This is a genomic window from Pyramidobacter sp. C12-8, assembly GCF_002007215.1.
Lineage (GTDB): Bacteria > Synergistota > Synergistia > Synergistales > Dethiosulfovibrionaceae > Pyramidobacter.
In genome coordinates this window covers 125,976-142,131 of the sequence record NZ_MUHX01000003.1, presented here as the reverse complement: position 1 = coordinate 142,131, position 16,156 = coordinate 125,976, and the positions used below count along the sequence as shown (strand labels likewise).

Sequence of the window (16,156 nt, the reverse complement as noted above, 5' to 3'; positions counted from 1 at the left end):
TCCAGTTCGCCGTTCCGCCGATGGCGCCGGTCAGGGCCGCGGTGTCGAGGCTGTATTTGACGCCGTCGGCGGTCATCGCGGATTTGATGTAGGCGCCGTCGCCTTCGAATTTCACCGTCGGTTCGGTATCTTTGGCCAGGGTCACGGTCTTCTTCGCGCCGGTTTCCGCGGTCACGCCGAACTTGGCGCTGATGTTGGTGATCGGGGTCGCGGTCGCGTTGTTGATGTTGGTGATGACGTCGCCGGCGATGTTCTGGGCGAGTTTGCTCGCGTCGATGCCGTAGGTGACTTTGGTGCCGGTCAGGCCGACGGTCATGGTGTCGTCGGTCGTCGCGAATTCCACGGTCGGAACCGAAGTTCCGCCCAGCTGCACGTTGTTCGTCGTGCTGCCGGCTTTGAGGTCGAAGCCGCCTTTGAGCGCGGTGATGTCGCTGGTGTGGCTGTTCACGGCGCTGTTCAGGCTGGTGATGGCCGAATTGCTGGCGATGTTGAGGCTGGTCCCGAGGTTTGGGTCGGCCGACACGGTCACTTTCGCGCCGTCGCTCCCGTCGGCGGTCACGGTCACGGCGATCTTGCCCGCTTCGCCGGCGAACTTGACGTTCTTCTTCGTCGCGCCGCCGAGGGTGATGGCCTGTTTCGTTCCCGCTTCGTTGCTGACGGTGAAGCCGCCTTGCAGTTTCGAGATGTCGGCGGTGTACCCGTTCACCGTGCCGGTCAGGCCGGCGATGGCGACGGCGTTCTGTTCGGCTTTGCCGTCCACGATCTTCAATTGCGCTTCGGTCGCCGCCTGTCCGGCGCGGGCGCTTTCGCCCCAGCCGGCATCGAGCGCGGTGTTGCTCAGACCCTTGACGGTGTTGCTTGCGGCGGCGTCGTTGACGGAGATGCCGCCGAAGGCCGCCCAGCCGTCGTAGAGGCGGGTCCTGGCCGTGCCCGCGGCCGCGCCCACGGTCGCTCCGGCGAAGTGGGGCGTGAGGCTGGTGGAGATCTTGATGGCGCCCGAGTCATCCGTGAGGACGATGTTGTCGCCGGTCTTGAAGTTGAGGACGGGGTCGGTCTTGTCGACGACCTTCACGTCGGCGCCGTCGACCTGGGCCGTCCAGCTCCGCAGCGCTTCGGCGGAGAGCACGTCGAGCTCCCCTTTCACGACTTTGAGCTGGGCCACGTTGACGGCGTCGGTGTCCTCCGTGCCGCCGGCCACGCCGGTGATCTGGCGGGTGACGACGGGAAGGTCGATCGTAACCTCATCGCCGTTCAGATCTGTGTAGGTATAGGTATACGGCGCGCCGTTGCCCACGGCGACGGCGTTGCGCGTGGATTTCCACTCCGGGGTCTCTCTGCCGTCCGCCAGATAGGCGGCTTTTTGGGCGGCGGTGTTGGCCGTGGCGCCGTCGCCGAGGGCGGCGCTGCCCGACAACGCCGCCACGGCGTCCTTTCCCGCGGCAAAGGCGTTGGCCGCGCCGGCGGCGGTCCTTCCGCCCGACGCCGCTAGGGAGTTCTTCCCCTGCGCCCACGAAAGATTCCCCAGCGCGGTGGACTCGTCGCCGGTAGCGATCGAAGAATGTCCCATCGCCACGGAATCGTGGCCGCGGGTTTTTGCGGAGCGCCCCAGCGCCATGGAACTGTGCCCTGCGGCCTCCGCACCGACTCCGAAGGAAAAGGCCCCCTCGCCGCTGGCTTCCGACCGGAATCCCAGCGCGACGGAGCGGTGACCGCTGGCGCGCGTCTCCATCCCGGCGGCAAAAGATTGAGCGCCGCTGGCCGTGGCGCTGCTTCCCAAGGCGATGGCACTTGAGTCGCTGGCCGTGGCGCTCAATCCTATTGCGACGGCTCCGACGCCGTTCGCCTTCGCGTCTTTTCCAATCGCAAGAGCCGCCGCCGTGACAGTGGGACCTCCGTCGGCTTTCGCCCCGCTGCCTATGGCGATGGAGTCTCTGCCGCTGCTCGTCGCCGCGACTCCGAATGCAATGGTCCCATAACTCTCGGTTTTTGCGCCGCTTCCCACGGCGAGAGAACCATCGCCGCCGGAGACCGCGCCGGGACCAATTGCGGCACTCCCGTCTCCTTTGGTTGTCGCTCCGCCACCCATCGCGAAGGAATGATTGCCTTCGGCTTTCGCACCGACGCCTAAGGCAACGGCGGTGCTGTAGATGGCCGTCGCTTTATACCCGATCGCGACGCTTTCATGGCCCAGAGCTTTCGCGCTGGTGCCGATCGCGGCGGACTGGTTGCCGAGGGCTTCCGAACCGCTCCCGAACGCGAGGGAACGTACTGCGCCGGTCGTCGCTCCTTTTCCTATCGCGAGAGTCTCGCCCGCGCTGGCGTTCGCGCCCCTGCCGATCGCCATAGAGTCCTCGGCGGCCGCCGCATTCCCTCCTATCGCAAGGGAATATCGCCCGCCGGCGTTCGCGCCCTCGCCGATCGCGAGGGCATACTGCTGGCCGGTCGTCGCGTTTCTGCCGATCGCCAGGGAATAACTGAAGGCGTTCGCGCCGCTGCCGAGCGCGAACGCATGGTGATCGGCCGTCGCGCCCTGCCCTACGGCGACGGCATGGTCGCCGCTGGCGACCGCGCCCGTTCCCATGGCGATGGCCTGGCGTCCCGTCGCCTTGGCGTCTTTGCCGATCACGGCGTAGGCTTCCGCGCCGAGCGTGTTGTTTTCGCCGACGTTCAGCTGGTCGCCGGTCACGACGACGGCGCGGCCGACGTCCGCCCCGGCCGCGCCCGCCGCCAGCGCCAGAAGCAGCGCCGACCGCCTGCCGAGGCGGCGGCGCCGCAGTTCCTTCACGCGCACTGTGTCATTCATCTTCCGTGAACCTCCTTCAAGTTTTCACGCACGTTCCCGCTTTCCGCGCGCCGGCGTGTCAGCGCCGGCATACTGTAGGTCATTGAACACGTTAGACAACACTAACACGCCCCCCCCCGCGTAAAGATTACTTACTGTATGTATCGGTCTCCCCTCCGCCGCGGTCAGCGCCGCCGCGGCTTCCGCGGCGGTCGTCGGCTGCTGCGCCGGAGCCGGCGGATGCCGACGGAAACGGTCAAAATCAACAATCATTTTCAGAATTTATTTACCGAAAAGCATCGTTAAAAACAGAAAACTTCATGAAAAACATCGGAACTCCGTCCGGCCCGCGCCGCGGATCTTCTCCCGAAATTTGCCGCGCGATATTTCAGCGAGGAAACAAGAGGGGCCGCCCCCGCCGCCGTCGGCAGGGCGCACGCGCCTTTTCGAAGGGCCGGCGGCAAACGTCGCGCCCCCGGACCGATCGAACGGTTCGGGGGCGCGACGTTTGCCGCCGGCCTGTCTTTTGTCGCAACGATGTCTCCGACATCCTCCGATCGAGCGGCAGATGCCGTAATTTATTGTGTAAAGTCCCGCTATCTCATCTTTTCCCGAGTCACTTCAGACACCGGACTTATCGTATCATACACGATACATTTCTCCGACCGGAGCGTTTGTGCGGCGGGAAGTTCTGTGCTACAATGTTTTCCGCAACCGAACAAGACAGTTCGAGACCATCCTGTCTTTAAACAAAACTACGGGCTGCGTTCGCGGCGTCCGGGGCGGAATTTTCCGCCCCGGGCGGCGGGCGCGACGCGCCGTTACGGCGCGGCGGATGGGGAGCTGGGAGGCTCTCCTTTTTTTTGCGGCCTTTTCGCGGCGCGGGAAGGCGCGGAGGATCTTTTTCGATGAAGGAACTGACGGTGACGCGCAAGCTGACGGTCTCGGCGCTGGTCGTGGCGCTGTATGTGGTGGTGATGACGACGACGCGGAGCTTCGCCTTCGGGCAGTATCAGGTGCGCGTCGCCACGTCGCTGTACGCGCTGAGCGGCGTTTTCCCGTTTCTGGTGCTGCCGCTGGGGTTCGCCAATTTTCTCAGCAACGCGCTGATGGGGGGGCTGGGGCCGCTGGACATGGTCGGCGGCATTCTCGTCGGTCTGCTGACCAGCGGCGCGGTCGCGGCGTTTCGCCGTTCGCCGCGCGCGCCGTGGATCGCCGCCGCGGCGATCACGCTGATCCCGGGGCTGGGGGTGCCGCTGTGGCTGAGTTATCTGCTGCATCTGCCCTACTCCGTTCTGGCGGCGAGTCTGCTGATCGGGCAGGCGGTCGCCGGCGTTTTCGGGGGGCTGCTGCTGGCGGCGCTGAAAAAGCGCCTCGGCCTGACGGAACGCACAAAGGAGCCGAGAAGATGACGCGCACGCCCGAAGAGATGAAGGATCTGTCGCTGCTGGGGCATAAAACGGCTTACAGGAGCGATTACGCGCCGGAGGTGCTGGAATCGTTTCCCAACAAGCATCCGGGGCGCGACTATTTCGTCAAGTTCAACTGCCCGGAGTTCACGAGCCTGTGCCCGATGACGGGGCAGCCGGACTTCGCCAACATCACGATCAGTTACGTTCCCGACGAGCGGCTGGTGGAGAGCAAGTCGCTCAAGCTGTATCTGTTCAGCTTCCGCAACCACGGCGACTTTCACGAGGACTGCGTGAACGTCATCCTGGAGGATCTGGTGCGGCTGATGTCGCCCAAGTACATCGAGGTCTGGGGGCGCTTCACGCCGCGCGGCGGGCTGAGCATCGACCCGTACGCGAACTGGGGCAAGCCGGGCACGGTCTGGGAGAAGACGGCCGAGGAGCGCCTGCGCCTCCACGACCTGTCGCCGGAGCTGGTGAACTACCGCTGAGCGCGGCGGCGCCGGCCGCGCGCGACGGAGCGCGAAAGCGCAACAAAAAGAAGAAATCCGTCTTGGCGCATGTCGTTCGATCGCAGTTGCCGAGGCCGTTTATAAAAAATGTTCCACGTGGAACGCGGGACTTTTCGCGGGAAACGTCTTTTGCAAAGCGCGGCGGCAAAAAAACAAGGGCGTCCGCAGGAGAAATTTTCCTGCGGACGCCCTTGCTGCGCCTGGACGGGTCACTGCTTTTTCGTTTCGGTGTAGAGGATCAGGGCGACGAACTGCAGCGGGCCGTCGCCGCTGTTGGCGATGCCGTGAGATTCGCCGTCGGGGCAGTGCATCATGTCGCCTTCTGCGACGTCGACCCACGTGCCGTTGTCGTTGTAGCGCGCCGAGCCTTTGAGGATATAATAGGTCTCGGAATCGCCCGCGTGGGCGTGCGTGCCGATCGACGCGCCGGGTTCGAGCGTGGTCAGCCCGAACTTGCGGCCGTGCCCGCCCATCTCGCCGGGAGCGAGGATCTCGCACGAAAGCAGCGCGCCCGTACCGCCCTTGAAATTCTCGACTCTGGATGACGCGATTTCCGTTCCTCTGCGGATCATTGTCCCACTCTCCTTCGCACCGTTTTATTGCCGCGGCATGCGGTCGATCTTGCGCCGGTCGAGGTCGAGCCCGTGCTCGCCGAGGATGCTCCAGACCATCTCCACGGCGCCGGCGATGACGTTCGGGCAGATGCGCCTGCGCAGTTCGGCGTCGCCGTGGACGATGCTTTCGCAGGTCGTGCCCTTCCAGTAGGCGCGGAACGTCTCCGTCAGTTCTCTGACGTACTGCCTGATCGTTTCGCTGCGCGGCTCGCGCGCCGTGCCCTTGCCGAGGTACAGCCCCATCAGCGCGGCGCCCCCCGCCAGCGCGCCGCAGGTCCCGCCGCAGGCTCCGCCGCAGAATCCCTCCATGGCGCGGAGCAGATCGGGATCGTCGATCCCCAGCCGCCTCATGCCGATGGCCAGCACCGTCTGGGAACAGCAGAAACGCTGATCCGCATTGAGTTCCCCGACGAGCGCGTCAAGATTTTCCAGCCATCGGTCCGCGCCGGCTCGCGCGCCGCACTGACACTCCTTGGAACCGTCGTGCATTTTCCTCTTCCCCCTTAAAATCGTGCCAAAGATTTCAGTTTATTATACAACAAACGGCCCCGTTTCCCCGGGGCGTCATTTGAGGAGGTCTTTCCATGCCTTTTTTCGGCTGTCATCTTTCCGTCGCCGGCGGATTCAGAAAGATGGGCGAAAACGCCCTGTCCATCGGCGCCGACACGTTCCAGTTCTTCACGCGCAATCCCCGCGGCGGCGCGGTGCGGGCCGCCGATCCCGACGACGCCGCGGCGCTGAAAAGCATCATGGCCGCGCATCGCTTCGGCCCGCTGATCGCCCACGGCCCCTACACGCTCAATCCCTGCTCGGCCGACGCGAAGGTGCGCGAGTTCGCGCTGCTGGCGATGGCCGACGACCTGAAACGTCTGGACGAACAGCTGCCGGGCAATCTGTACAACTTCCACCCCGGCAGCCACGTCGGCCAGGGCTGCGAAAAGGGCATCGACCTGATCGTGGCGGCGCTGAACGAGATTTTGCCCGCGGTGAAGCGCACCGCCGTGCTGCTGGAGACCATGTCGGGCAAAGGCAGCGAGGTGGGCGGTGATTTCGAACAACTGGCGGAGATCCTGAGCCGCGTCAGCTGTCCCGAGAAGATGGGCGTGTGCCTCGACACCTGTCACGTCTATTCGGCCGGCTACGACATCGCCGGCGATCTCGACGGCGTGCTCGGCCGTTTCGACCGCATCGTGGGGCTAAAGCGCCTGCGCGCCCTGCACCTCAACGACAGCATGACGCCGTTCGGCAGCCGCAAGGACCGCCACGAGAAGCTCGGCAAGGGCAGCCTCGGCCTGGCCGCTTTCGCGGCGCTGGTCGTCCATCCGGCCCTGGCGGAACTGCCCATGTGCCTGGAAACGCCGCAGGATTCCCTCTCCGGCTGGGCGGCCGAGATCGCGCGGCTGCGGGCGTTCGCGGCGAACAAGGAAACGGGGCGGGGAAACGATCGTTTTTTCGAAGCGGCCAAGAGAGCACGGCCGATGGGAGAGGGTTCTTTTTAAAAAATGTATTTTAAATACATGAATGCGCCTGATTGACAACGCTCGGCCGATCATGAAATAATGAAAACGTATCCGAACGCAAATAAAAAAAGGAGGCGTATTCATGGATCAGAACAAAGGAAAAAGCACCTTGCAGGTCCTTCTCGGCGCGGCGTTTCTGATGGCGACGTCGGCCATCGGGCCGGGATTTTTGACGCAGACGACGGTCTTCACGCAGCAGCTTTTGGCTTCGGCGGCTTTCGCCATCGCCGTGACGATCGTGGTGACGGCGGTGGTGCAGCTCAACATCTGGCGCATCATCTGCGTCTCGAAGCTGCGCGCGCAGGACGTGGCCAACCGGGTCATTCCCGGCCTGGGTTATCTGCTCGCCTTCGCCGTAGCGCTCGGCGGCCTGGCGTTCAACGTCGGCAACGTCGGCGGCGCGGCGCTGGGGCTGAACACGATGGTCGGGCTCGACGTGCAGGTCGGCGCGGCCGTCAGCGCGGCGATCGCCGTTTTCATCTTCCTCAACAGGGATCTCGGCAAGGCGATGGACCGCTTCACGCAGCTGCTCGGCTTCCTGATGATCGCGCTGATGCTCTACGTGGCGTTCAAGGCCGCGCCGCCGGTAGCGCTGGCGGCGAAAGAGACGGTGATGCCGAGCACGGTCAACTGGATGATCATCCTGACGCTGATCGGCGGCACGGTGGGCGGCTACATCTCCTTCTCGGGCGCGCATCGCCTCATCGACGCGGGCGTGCACGACGTGCGCGACGCGACGAAGAGCGCCGTGAACGGCATCGTCGTCACGTCGATCATGCGCATCCTGCTGTTCCTCGCCGTGCTCGGCGTGGTTTACGTGGCGGCCGGCCAGCCGGCGGTGGTGCTCGACGCGGCCAATCCCGCCGCCGACGCCTTCCGCAAGGGAGCCGGTGAGGTCGGCTACCGCATGTTCGGCGTGGTGCTGTGGGCCGCGGGCGTGACCTCGGTGATCGGCGCCTCCTACACCTCCGTGTCGTTCCTGCGTTCGCTGTTCGCCGCGGTGGACCGCAACTACCGCTGGTGGATGATCGGTTTTATCTGCGCCTCGACGGCGATCAACATTTTCATCGCCCGGCCGGTGGCGCTGCTGATCGTGGCCGGCTCGATCAACGGCCTGATCCTGCCGCTGGCGCTGGCTTCGATCCTGCTCGGCGCGTACAAGAAAGACGTGGTCGGCCCGGCGTACCGTCATCCGACGTGGCTGACGGGAGCCGGCTGGGTCGTGGTCGCTTTCACGCTGTGGATGGGCGTGAAGGCGCTGCCCAACATCATGAAGATCTTCTCGTAGCGGCGCAGGGCGAAAGAACTCCGGAGCGCGCTCCGGCCCGTGGAGATTTTTTCAGCAAGGAGGCGATCCCATGGAAGCGAAGATCCTGCCGGCCGGCGAGACGTGTCTGTTCGTCGATTTCGGCGAGGTGATCGACCTGGCCGTGAACGGCCGCGTGCAGTCGCTGGCACGAGCGCTTGACGAAAACCCATTTCGCGGCATGAGGGAGCTGGTGCCGACGTACCGCTCGCTGTCGATCTACTTCGACCCGCTGACGGTCGATCTGCCGGCGCTGCGCGAGCGGCTCGAAAGCGAGCTGGCCAAGCCCTTCGCCGCGGAGCGGGCGGGCGGCCGCGAGGTGCGCGTGCCCGTCCTTTTCGGCGGCGAGTCCGGCCCCGACCTGGGCGAGGTCGCCGCGCACACCGGCCTGACGGAAAAGGAAGTGGTGAAGCGCTACTGCGATTCGCCGCTCTACTGTTACATGAACGGCTTCACGCCGGGATTCCCCTATCTGGGCGGCATGGATCCGGCGCTGACGACGCCGCGCCTGAAAACGCCGCGCGAGCTGATCCCCGCCAACAGCGTCGCCATCGGCGGCGCGCAGGCCGGCGCGTATTCGATCGCCAGCCCCGGCGGCTGGCGCATCATCGGCCGCGTCCCCTACGACCTTTACGATCCGCGGCGCGATCCGGCCGTGGCGATCACGTCGGGGCTGTGGGTGAAGTTCTATCCGGTGACGGCCGCGCGCTACGCGGAGATCCAGGAGCAGATCAAGAGCGGCGAGTACCGCATCGAATACGCTGAAAGGGAGGCGAGCGCATGAAGCTGATCGTCGAACGCGCCGGCGCCCTGACCACCGTGCAGGATCTGGGACGCTGGGGCCATCAGGCGCTGGGCATGCCCGTCAGCGGCGCGATGGACGCGCCGGCGCTGACGCGCGGCAATCTGCTGCTCGGCAATCCCCCCGGCGCGGCGGCGCTGGAAGTGACGGTGATGGGGCCGCTGATCCGCTTCGCCGGCGAAGGCTGCGTCGCCGTCGCCGGCGGCGATCTGAGCCCGCAGCTGAACGGCGCGCCCCTGCCGATGTGGACGGCCGTCGCCGTGAAAGACGGCGACCGGCTCGGCTTCGGCGCCCCGCACGGACGCGGCTGCCGCGCCTACGTCTGCGTCGGCGGCGGCATCGACGTGCCGCCGGTGATGGGCAGCCGCAGCACCTACATGAAAGCGAAGATCGGCGGCCTCGAGGGCCGCAAGCTGAAAGACGGCGACGAACTGTCCGCCGGCGCGCCGTGGTCGCTGTGGCGCAACATCGTCGGCACGGCCTGCCCGGCCGAGCTGCTGCCGGACTACGGGGATGCGCCGCTGCGCGCCGTGCCGGGGCCGCAGGACTCCTACGTCACGCCCGCAGGGCTGAAAACGTTTTTCGAGACCGAATACGCCGTTTCCACCTCGGCCGACCGCATGGGCTGCCGTCTGGAAAGCGACCGCGCCATCGAGCACGCGAAGGGCCCCGATATCGTCTCCGACGGCATCCCCATGGGAGCCGTGCAGGCGCCCGGTTCCGGCCTGCCGATCGTGATGATGGCCGACCGCCAGACCACCGGCGGCTACGTGAAGATCGCCGTCGTGCACGCGCTCGACGTGGCGCGCCTGGCGCAGAAAATGCCCGGCGAAACGGTGCGCTTCGCGCCGCTCAGCCAGGACGAAGGCGTCGAGCTGTCGCGCGCCGAAGCGGCGAAAGTCGAGCGGCTGCGGCTGTTCGTGCAGCACGCCGCCGCGCAGCCGCAGACCGCGCCGTCAATGCAGCCGGCGCGGTCGGGGGCGATGAAACTGAACGTCGAAGGCAAAGATTACGCCGTGACGTGGGAACGTCTGGATTGATCCGAAATCTGGGGGAGGAATGAACGATGAACTATCGAGTGGATCTGAACAGCGATCTGGGGGAAAGTTTCGGCGCCTGGAAGATGGGACGCGACGGCGACGTGCTCACCTTCGTCTCGTCGGCGAACGTGGCCTGCGGCTTCCACGCCGGCGACGCCTGCGTGATGCGCGCCACCGTAGCGGCGGCGAAAGCGGCGGGCGTAGCCGTGGGGGCCCATCCCGCCTATCCCGATCTGGTCGGCTTCGGACGGCGCAGCATGGCCTGCACGCCCGACGAGCTTTACGCCTATACGCTCTATCAGATCGGCGCGCTGCGCGCCTTCTGCGAGGCGGCGGGCACGAAACTCCAGCACGTCAAGCCCCACGGCGCCATGTACAACAGCGCCGCCAAGAAGATCGAGGAAGCCGAAGCCCTCGCGCAGGCCGTGAAAGACGCCGGCGGACTGATCCTGATGGGGCTGGCCGGCTCGAAGTTCGACGAAGCGGCCGCGAAGATCGGCCTGCCCTACGCCGCCGAAGCCTTCGCCGACCGCGGCTACATGCCCGACGGCACGCTCGTGCCCCGCAGCAGGGAAGGCGCCTTCGTGCGCGACGCGGAAATCGCCGCCGCGCGCGTGATCCGCATGGTCAAAGAAGGCGTCGTCGAAGCGATCGACGGCACGATCGTGAAGCTGCGTCCCCACTCCATCTGCCTGCACGGCGACTCGCCCACGGCCGTGCAGATGGCCCAGACCCTGAGAGCGCGCCTCGTCGAGGCCGGCATCGAGATCGCCCCGCTGGCGCAGATCGTCTAGCGCCGGCGTAGAAAACAAGCGCTCCCGCAGGGCGCGCGAGAATTCCGACGCGCCTTCGACGCTCTAAAAAGGGCACAAGCCCTTTGTCCTCTTCGACGAAAAACCGTATGAAAAATATTTCCTGGGAATGGGGCCACGACAAGAGGCGCGGCAGCCGATAAACTGGCTGCCGCGCCTCTTGTGCTGTAGATCTCGTTCCTTCTTCGCTCTGAAGCGTCGGTGTATTACTATTTCTTGATAAAAAGCACTCGTATATTTTGCAGAACGCTGCGTGGGAGTTCAGTCGCTCAGAAGGAGCTCGACTGCTGCGCAGCTCGCTTTGTGAATCTCCCCCGCAGCGCCTCTGTGTTCGTCGTTTTAATTGAGAAATAGTATAAGCTGCGTTTTTTGCCCTCGCTCCGCGTCTTTGCGGCGGATTCTGTTCCCGCTTTTACCGGAACTTGACCGAAGCGCGCAGCAGGCGCTCCAGTTCCGCCATGCGTTCTTTCATCTCCGCGATCTCGTGCGCCTGCGAGGCCACCCGGGCCTGCAATTCGGCGTTCTCCTTCTGCATCACGTAGACGCTGCCGATCGGGCCTTTGCGGTAGCGCGCCGGGATCGCTTCCGCGTCTTCCCTGCTTCCGATCCTCCAGGTCAGGCCGGCGTTGGCCATCGATTCGCCGTGGTCGGAGACGGACACGCCGGCGTGGACCATGAAGTCTTCCCTGACGTAATGCGCCACGCCCAGCGCCAGCGCCCACTTGTCGCGGTAATTGCCGAATCCGGCCATGATCTGGCTGGGTTTGACGGGATCGTACTGTATCGGTTTCAAAGCGGAGAGCGCGGAGCTCAGCGCGCCGACGTTCTTGACGTCGCTTCTCAGCTCGCCCATCTGTTCGTAGACGCTGCCGAAGTTGCCGTAGAGTTTGCCGAGTTCGCTGTCCACGGCGCTCAGCGCGTCGCCGACGCTGTGATAGCCGCTGCCGCGGATTTTGTAAGTCGGCTGGAGAAGAGTTCCGTCAGCACCGGCTTTCGCTCCGCCGCCGAGGTATCCGGCGATCCTGTCGGTCAGGCCCCAAAGCTGCGAGCCGTTGACGGCGTCGGCGCTGGCCTGGCTGACTTCTCCCGCCCCGACGCGTTCGACCTTGTGGCCTGCGGCGTCGAAGCCTTCTTTCGCCGTCACTTTGCCTTTGAAGGTCGGATTCTTGGCGACGGCGACGGTCACTTCCCTATCGGTGCGGGTGATCTCGATGTTGTCGCCGTTCTTGAACTTGACGGTGTTTCCCGTGCCGACGGGGACGGACGCGCCGCCGTCGGTTTGCAGATTCCACGTGCCGGGCTGTCCGAGCGAGGCCGGATCGATCCCGATCGTGACGACCCCGCCGGCGACCGCAGCGGTGATGCCGCCCGTGCCGACGAACTTGATGTCCGGTGGCGTCGTGTTCTGCCCGAGCGTGACCGTGTGCGCGGAGGGAGTTGCGGAATCGCTGAGGGGAAATCTGTAAGTGGCGGCTCCGCTCGCGGCTGCGATCTGCCTGAGCTGCGCGACGTTGACGGCGTCGGTGTCGGCGCTGCCGGCCGCGACGCCCGTAATCTGGCGGGTGACGGAGGCGGCTCCCCGAACGGGTGCGCCGACGGAGACGGCGGAAGCCGTGGCTTTCCATACGCCGTCCGTGTCGTTGCTGTGATCCGCGCCGGAGGCGTCATAGCCGACGGTTCCCTTGCCGCGGTCAGCGACGGACTTTTCTCCCAGCGCCACGCCGCCCTGCACGGCGACGCCCGCTTCGTTGCCGAGCGCCACCGCGCCGGAAACGTCGGTTTCGTCTATAAACTTTTTATTCAGCCTGTCGTATCCAGTCGCGCCGATTTTGATTCCCTTGCCCAAGGCGATCGTATTTTCCGACGTCGAACCGATGACGTTGCCGTGTCCGAACGCGAGACTGTACTTGCCGCCCACTTTGTTCTCGATGCCGAAAGCGTTGCTGTTCGTGCCGGAAGCCAGGTTGTCGGCTCCAAAGGCGTTGCTTTGTACGCCGGAAGCGGTGTTGAAGCCTCCGAAAGCATTGCTTTTCAGCCTGGTGGCTTTGTTGTAAGTGCCGAAGGCGTTGCTCTGCACGCCGGAAGCGGTGTTGAAGCCTCCGAAAGCATTGCTTGCCATTTGGGTCGCCTTGTTGTAGGTCCCCGCGGCGCTGCTCTGATTTCTGTCGGTTTCGTTTGCGAATCCGACGGCGACGTTTTCGCTGCCGGCAGTTTTGCTGTTGATGCCGATGGCCAGAGAATCGGTTCCCATGGCGCCGTCGTTGTCGTAGTTGCTTCCCGCTCCGGTCTTGCCGCTCTTGACGCTGTAATAGTGGGGCGCGTTGGCGTCCACGGTCCCTTTCAGAGCCTGGAGCTGCGCGACGTTGACGGCGTCGGTTGGAGCGCTGCCGGCCGCGACGCCCGTGATCTGACGGGTGACGGAGGCGGCTCCCCGAACGGGTGCGCCGACGGAGACGGCGGAAGCCGTGGCTTTCCATACGCCGTCCGTGTCGTTGCTGTGATCCGCGCCGGAGGCGTCATAGCCGACGGTTCCCTTGCCGCGGTCAGCGACGGACTTTTCTCCCAGCGCCACGCCGCCCTGCACGGCGACGCCCGCTTCGTTTCCGAGCGCCACCGCGCCGGAAACGTCGCTCTCCCCGTCGAACGTGTTTTGCGAGGAACTGTATCTCGTAGCGCCGATTTTGACGTTATTCCCCAGGATCAGCACGTTCTTCGAGGTGCTCCCAACGATGTTCCCTTCGCCGAAGGCATGGCTGCTCTCGCCCCCTACCTTGTTGTTGGAGCCGAAAGCGCTGCTGTGCCTGCCCACCGCCGCGTTAAAGGCTCCGAAGGCGTTGCTCATGTCACCGAGTGCATTGTTGCTGGAGCCGAAAGCACTGCTCATGATTTTGGATGCTTTATTGCCGGAGCCGAACGCATTGCTCGAATTTTCGGTGGCCTTGTTATAATAGCCTACGGCGCTGCTCGACTTGCCCAAAACCTTGTTTCGATAGCCTACGGCGTTGGCATACGTGCCGGAGACCGTATTCGAGATTCCAATGGCGGTGCCGCTTTCGATATCTTCAGTGATTGCGTTCCCTCGGCCGATGGCGTTGCTGAGCTTGCCGTGGATCTCGTTTCGAGAACCGATAGCGTTGCTGCTTTCGCCATGATCAAAGACTTTGTTCTCTCGCCCCAAAGCGACGCCGTATTTACCGGAAACTTCGTTCCCATAGCCTACGGCGCTGCTGGCTCTGCCGGCTGCTTTGCTCTTGACGCCGACGGCTAAAGAGTCGTCTCCCGTGGCGCCGTCGTTGTCGTGGTTGCTCCCCGCTCCGGTCTTGTCGCTCTTCACGCTGTAATAATGGATCGTGTCTGCGAACGTCGTCGCGGGCTGCATAAGCGCCAGCCCCAGCATCACGGCCACCAGCGCGCCTCCTTTGAAAAAGGGCGCGGCGTGTTTTTCCCGGCGGAGTTTCCGTTTTTCAAACGTTTCACATACAGTTCCGCGTCTTCCATGCCCTGTTGCCCGGTATCCCATTGAAGAAATCCTCCTCAGACAAAAATCGGAGCCGTGGTTGCGCGCCAAAGACACGCACAAAACCGCTCCTACCTAGCATGAAGATATGAATAACATATATATGCTTAAACATCAATGGTATAAATCAAATTATATAATAATTTGCATATTGTTGGCCTGCTTGGTCTAAGTGCTTGCGCTGTAAAGACTCGAGCGGTTTCGGATGTATCTTTTTTCGAAGGTTTTGCCGTTTTTCAAAAAACTCAAATTAACAAACTAACTATGCACTGCATATAAAAAAACGTCCGACGAGTCAGTGATCGTCGGACGTGCGTTCTCTTGTTCCGATAAAAACGCAAGAGGCGAAAGAAAAAAACTTCCGCCTCTTGTGTGAGGTTCTTGCTATTCTTCGACGCCGGCCAGCGCGGCGATGGCGGCGGCCATGATTTTGGTGTTCTTCATGATGTGTTCGATGCTCCACCGCTCGTCGACTTCGTGGATGTGAGTGTTCTCGCCGGGGAACTGGTTGCCGAAAGCGAGCATGTTGGGCATTTCCTTGGCGTAGGTGCCGCCGCCGATGGACATGGGCTTCGACTCGCAGTCGCCGGTCTCGTCCCGGTAGACTTTCATCAGCTTTTTGACGAGGTCGCTGTCTTCGGGCATGTAGAGGGGATGGCTGCCGCTGCCGGCCTCGACTTCGAAGCCGTGGCCGCGCAGAGCTTCGACGAACTTGGCGCAGACGGGGTCGCGCCCGAAGGTGACGGGGAAGCGGTAGTTGAGCGTGAACATGATCTTGTCGCCTTCGCTCCTGAGCAGGCCCCAGCAGAGGGAGGTGAAGCCGGATACGTCGTCGTAGAGCATGACGCCGAGGTTTTCGCCGCGGGTCTGCGTGCCCACGAGCGCGTCGATCTTTTCGAGGAAGGCGCCCTGTTCGCCGCCGACGCCGAGCAGACGCAGCACTTTGACGAGGTTGGCGGCGGCGTTGGAGCCGTACTGCGGGCGCGAGCCGTGAAAGGCCAGGCCGTCCATGGTCAGCGTGTATTCGCCGGACGCGCTCTTTTCGCAGGTCAGCTTGGCGTCGCGGGGGGCGGCGAACTCTTCGACGACGCGGCTGAGGCGCGCTTCGGCCGCGGGCGCGACTTTGAGCACGGCCACGGCCTTGGAGGGCACGGCGTTGGAGGCGACGCCGGCGTCGATCGAGAGCACCTGCACGTCGCCGCCGTCGGGCGCGAAGGGGGCGCGGCATTTGGGCGTGATGCTGCCCTTTTCGCCGTTGATGAGCGGGTACTCGGCGTCGGGGGTGAAGCCGGCCACGGGCAGTTCCTGGCCGGATGTGACGTAGCGGTCGATGGCGCGGCTGCCCAGTTCCTCGTTGGTGCCGACGATCAGGCGCACGCGGCGTTTCAGCCGCACGCCGGCCTCGCGCAGGGCTTTCATGGCGAACATGGCGCTGATGGCGGGGCCTTTGTCGTCGGCGACGCCGCGGCCGTAGAGCAGGCCGTCCTTGATCATGCCCCGCCAGGGGTCGCAGCTCCAGCCGTCGCCGGCGGGAACGACGTCGACGTGGGCGAGCACGGCGATCATTTCGGGCAGGGATTCGTCGCCGAGTTCGGCGATGCCGACCTGATCTTCGAAAGCCCAAGTGCGGAAGCCATGGCGCGCGCCGATCTCGACGAACTTGTCGAGGGCGGCTTTCGGCCCGGGGCCGAAGGGGGCGCCGGGCTGCGGCGCTTCGCCGCCTACGCTGGGTACGGCGACGAGCTCGCGGATCGTGCCGATCAGGCTGTCCCGGTCTTTGTCGATGATGGCGCGGATCTTGTCCATGTTCATGTCGGGTATTCCTCCTCGAATAAAGTTTTT

The 16,156-nt window shown here is 64.3% G+C and carries 11 protein-coding genes and 1 pseudogene; 7 read left to right on the top strand and 5 right to left on the bottom strand.

All coding sequences use genetic code 11. From position 1 onward, the window contains the following. Positions 1-2,803, bottom strand: a pseudogene (locus B0D78_RS01965) (hypothetical protein); the annotation flags it as partial. Between the two features lie 887 nt (positions 2,804-3,690). On the opposite strand from B0D78_RS01965, the gene B0D78_RS01960 reads away from it, so the two are divergent. Continuing rightward, the gene (locus B0D78_RS01960) at positions 3,691-4,194 is read left to right on the top strand and encodes a QueT transporter family protein (protein ID WP_078015309.1); all 504 of its coding nucleotides are present in this window, start codon (positions 3,691-3,693) and stop codon (positions 4,192-4,194) included. Continuing rightward, on the top strand, positions 4,191-4,682 hold the full coding sequence (gene queF, locus B0D78_RS01955) for a preQ(1) synthase (RefSeq protein ID WP_078015308.1): 492 nt from the start codon (positions 4,191-4,193) through the stop codon (positions 4,680-4,682). Before B0D78_RS01960 ends, queF begins: the two co-directional genes overlap by 4 nt. A gap of 230 nt (positions 4,683-4,912) precedes the next feature. On the opposite strand, the gene B0D78_RS01950 is transcribed toward queF, so the two are convergent. After that, complete coding sequence (locus tag B0D78_RS01950) at positions 4,913-5,275, bottom strand: cupin domain-containing protein (protein ID WP_078015307.1); 363 nt, start codon at positions 5,273-5,275, stop codon at positions 4,913-4,915. 24 nt (positions 5,276-5,299) lie between these two features. Further along, the gene (locus tag B0D78_RS01945; protein WP_078015306.1) at positions 5,300-5,806 is read right to left on the bottom strand and encodes a C-GCAxxG-C-C family protein; all 507 of its coding nucleotides are present in this window, start codon (positions 5,804-5,806) and stop codon (positions 5,300-5,302) included. A 95-nt stretch (positions 5,807-5,901) separates the two neighbouring features. Between B0D78_RS01945 and B0D78_RS01940 the strand changes: the two genes are divergently transcribed. From B0D78_RS01940 to B0D78_RS01920, 5 genes are all read left to right on the top strand, one after another. Beyond that, the gene (locus tag B0D78_RS01940) at positions 5,902-6,816 is read left to right on the top strand and encodes a deoxyribonuclease IV (protein ID WP_240496088.1); all 915 of its coding nucleotides are present in this window, start codon (positions 5,902-5,904) and stop codon (positions 6,814-6,816) included. 103 nt (positions 6,817-6,919) lie between these two features. Then, positions 6,920-8,125 carry an NRAMP family divalent metal transporter gene (locus B0D78_RS01935; RefSeq protein WP_078015305.1) on the top strand — a complete coding sequence of 402 codons (1,206 nt, stop codon included), beginning with the start codon at positions 6,920-6,922 and terminating at the stop codon, positions 8,123-8,125. A 70-nt stretch (positions 8,126-8,195) separates the two neighbouring features. Then, positions 8,196-8,927, top strand: coding sequence for a 5-oxoprolinase subunit PxpB (gene pxpB, locus B0D78_RS01930; protein ID WP_078015304.1), 732 nt, complete (start codon positions 8,196-8,198; stop codon positions 8,925-8,927). After that, positions 8,924-9,985, top strand: a complete 1,062-nt coding sequence (locus B0D78_RS01925; protein ID WP_078015303.1) for a 5-oxoprolinase subunit C family protein — start codon at positions 8,924-8,926, stop codon at positions 9,983-9,985. The genes pxpB and B0D78_RS01925 overlap by 4 nt, the downstream gene beginning before the upstream one ends. A gap of 26 nt (positions 9,986-10,011) precedes the next feature. Then, on the top strand, positions 10,012-10,779 hold the full coding sequence (locus B0D78_RS01920; RefSeq protein ID WP_078015302.1) for a LamB/YcsF family protein: 768 nt from the start codon (positions 10,012-10,014) through the stop codon (positions 10,777-10,779). A 430-nt stretch (positions 10,780-11,209) separates the two neighbouring features. On the opposite strand, the gene B0D78_RS01915 is transcribed toward B0D78_RS01920, so the two are convergent. Further along, positions 11,210-14,194 (bottom strand): YadA-like family protein, encoded by a 2,985-nt coding sequence (locus B0D78_RS01915; protein WP_240496092.1) that lies wholly within the window; start codon positions 14,192-14,194, stop codon positions 11,210-11,212. Positions 14,195-14,698: 504 nt separating this feature from the next. Continuing rightward, a complete protein-coding gene (gene pepV, locus B0D78_RS01910) occupies positions 14,699-16,126 on the bottom strand; it encodes a dipeptidase PepV (RefSeq protein WP_078015300.1) in 1,428 nt (475 codons plus the stop codon). Positions 16,127-16,156: the final 30 nt, after the last annotated feature.

Bases quoted from the DNA above. Each gene is read 5' to 3' on its own strand.
- B0D78_RS01925 (WP_078015303.1), top strand. From the start codon at position 8,924: ATGAAGCTGATCGTCGAACGCGCCGGCGCCCTGACCACCGTGCAGGAT.
- B0D78_RS01960 (WP_078015309.1), top strand. From the start codon at position 3,691: ATGAAGGAACTGACGGTGACGCGCAAGCTGACGGTCTCGGCGCTGGTC.
- B0D78_RS01935 (WP_078015305.1), top strand. From the start codon at position 6,920: ATGGATCAGAACAAAGGAAAAAGCACCTTGCAGGTCCTTCTCGGCGCG.
- B0D78_RS01920 (WP_078015302.1), top strand. From the start codon at position 10,012: ATGAACTATCGAGTGGATCTGAACAGCGATCTGGGGGAAAGTTTCGGC.
- B0D78_RS01950 (WP_078015307.1), bottom strand. From the start codon at position 5,275: ATGATCCGCAGAGGAACGGAAATCGCGTCATCCAGAGTCGAGAATTTC.
- B0D78_RS01940 (WP_240496088.1), top strand. From the start codon at position 5,902: ATGCCTTTTTTCGGCTGTCATCTTTCCGTCGCCGGCGGATTCAGAAAG.
- B0D78_RS01915 (WP_240496092.1), bottom strand. From the start codon at position 14,194: ATGCTGGGGCTGGCGCTTATGCAGCCCGCGACGACGTTCGCAGACACG.
- B0D78_RS01945 (WP_078015306.1), bottom strand. From the start codon at position 5,806: ATGCACGACGGTTCCAAGGAGTGTCAGTGCGGCGCGCGAGCCGGCGCG.
- queF (WP_078015308.1), top strand. From the start codon at position 4,191: ATGACGCGCACGCCCGAAGAGATGAAGGATCTGTCGCTGCTGGGGCAT.
- pxpB (WP_078015304.1), top strand. From the start codon at position 8,196: ATGGAAGCGAAGATCCTGCCGGCCGGCGAGACGTGTCTGTTCGTCGAT.
- pepV (WP_078015300.1), bottom strand. From the start codon at position 16,126: ATGAACATGGACAAGATCCGCGCCATCATCGACAAAGACCGGGACAGC.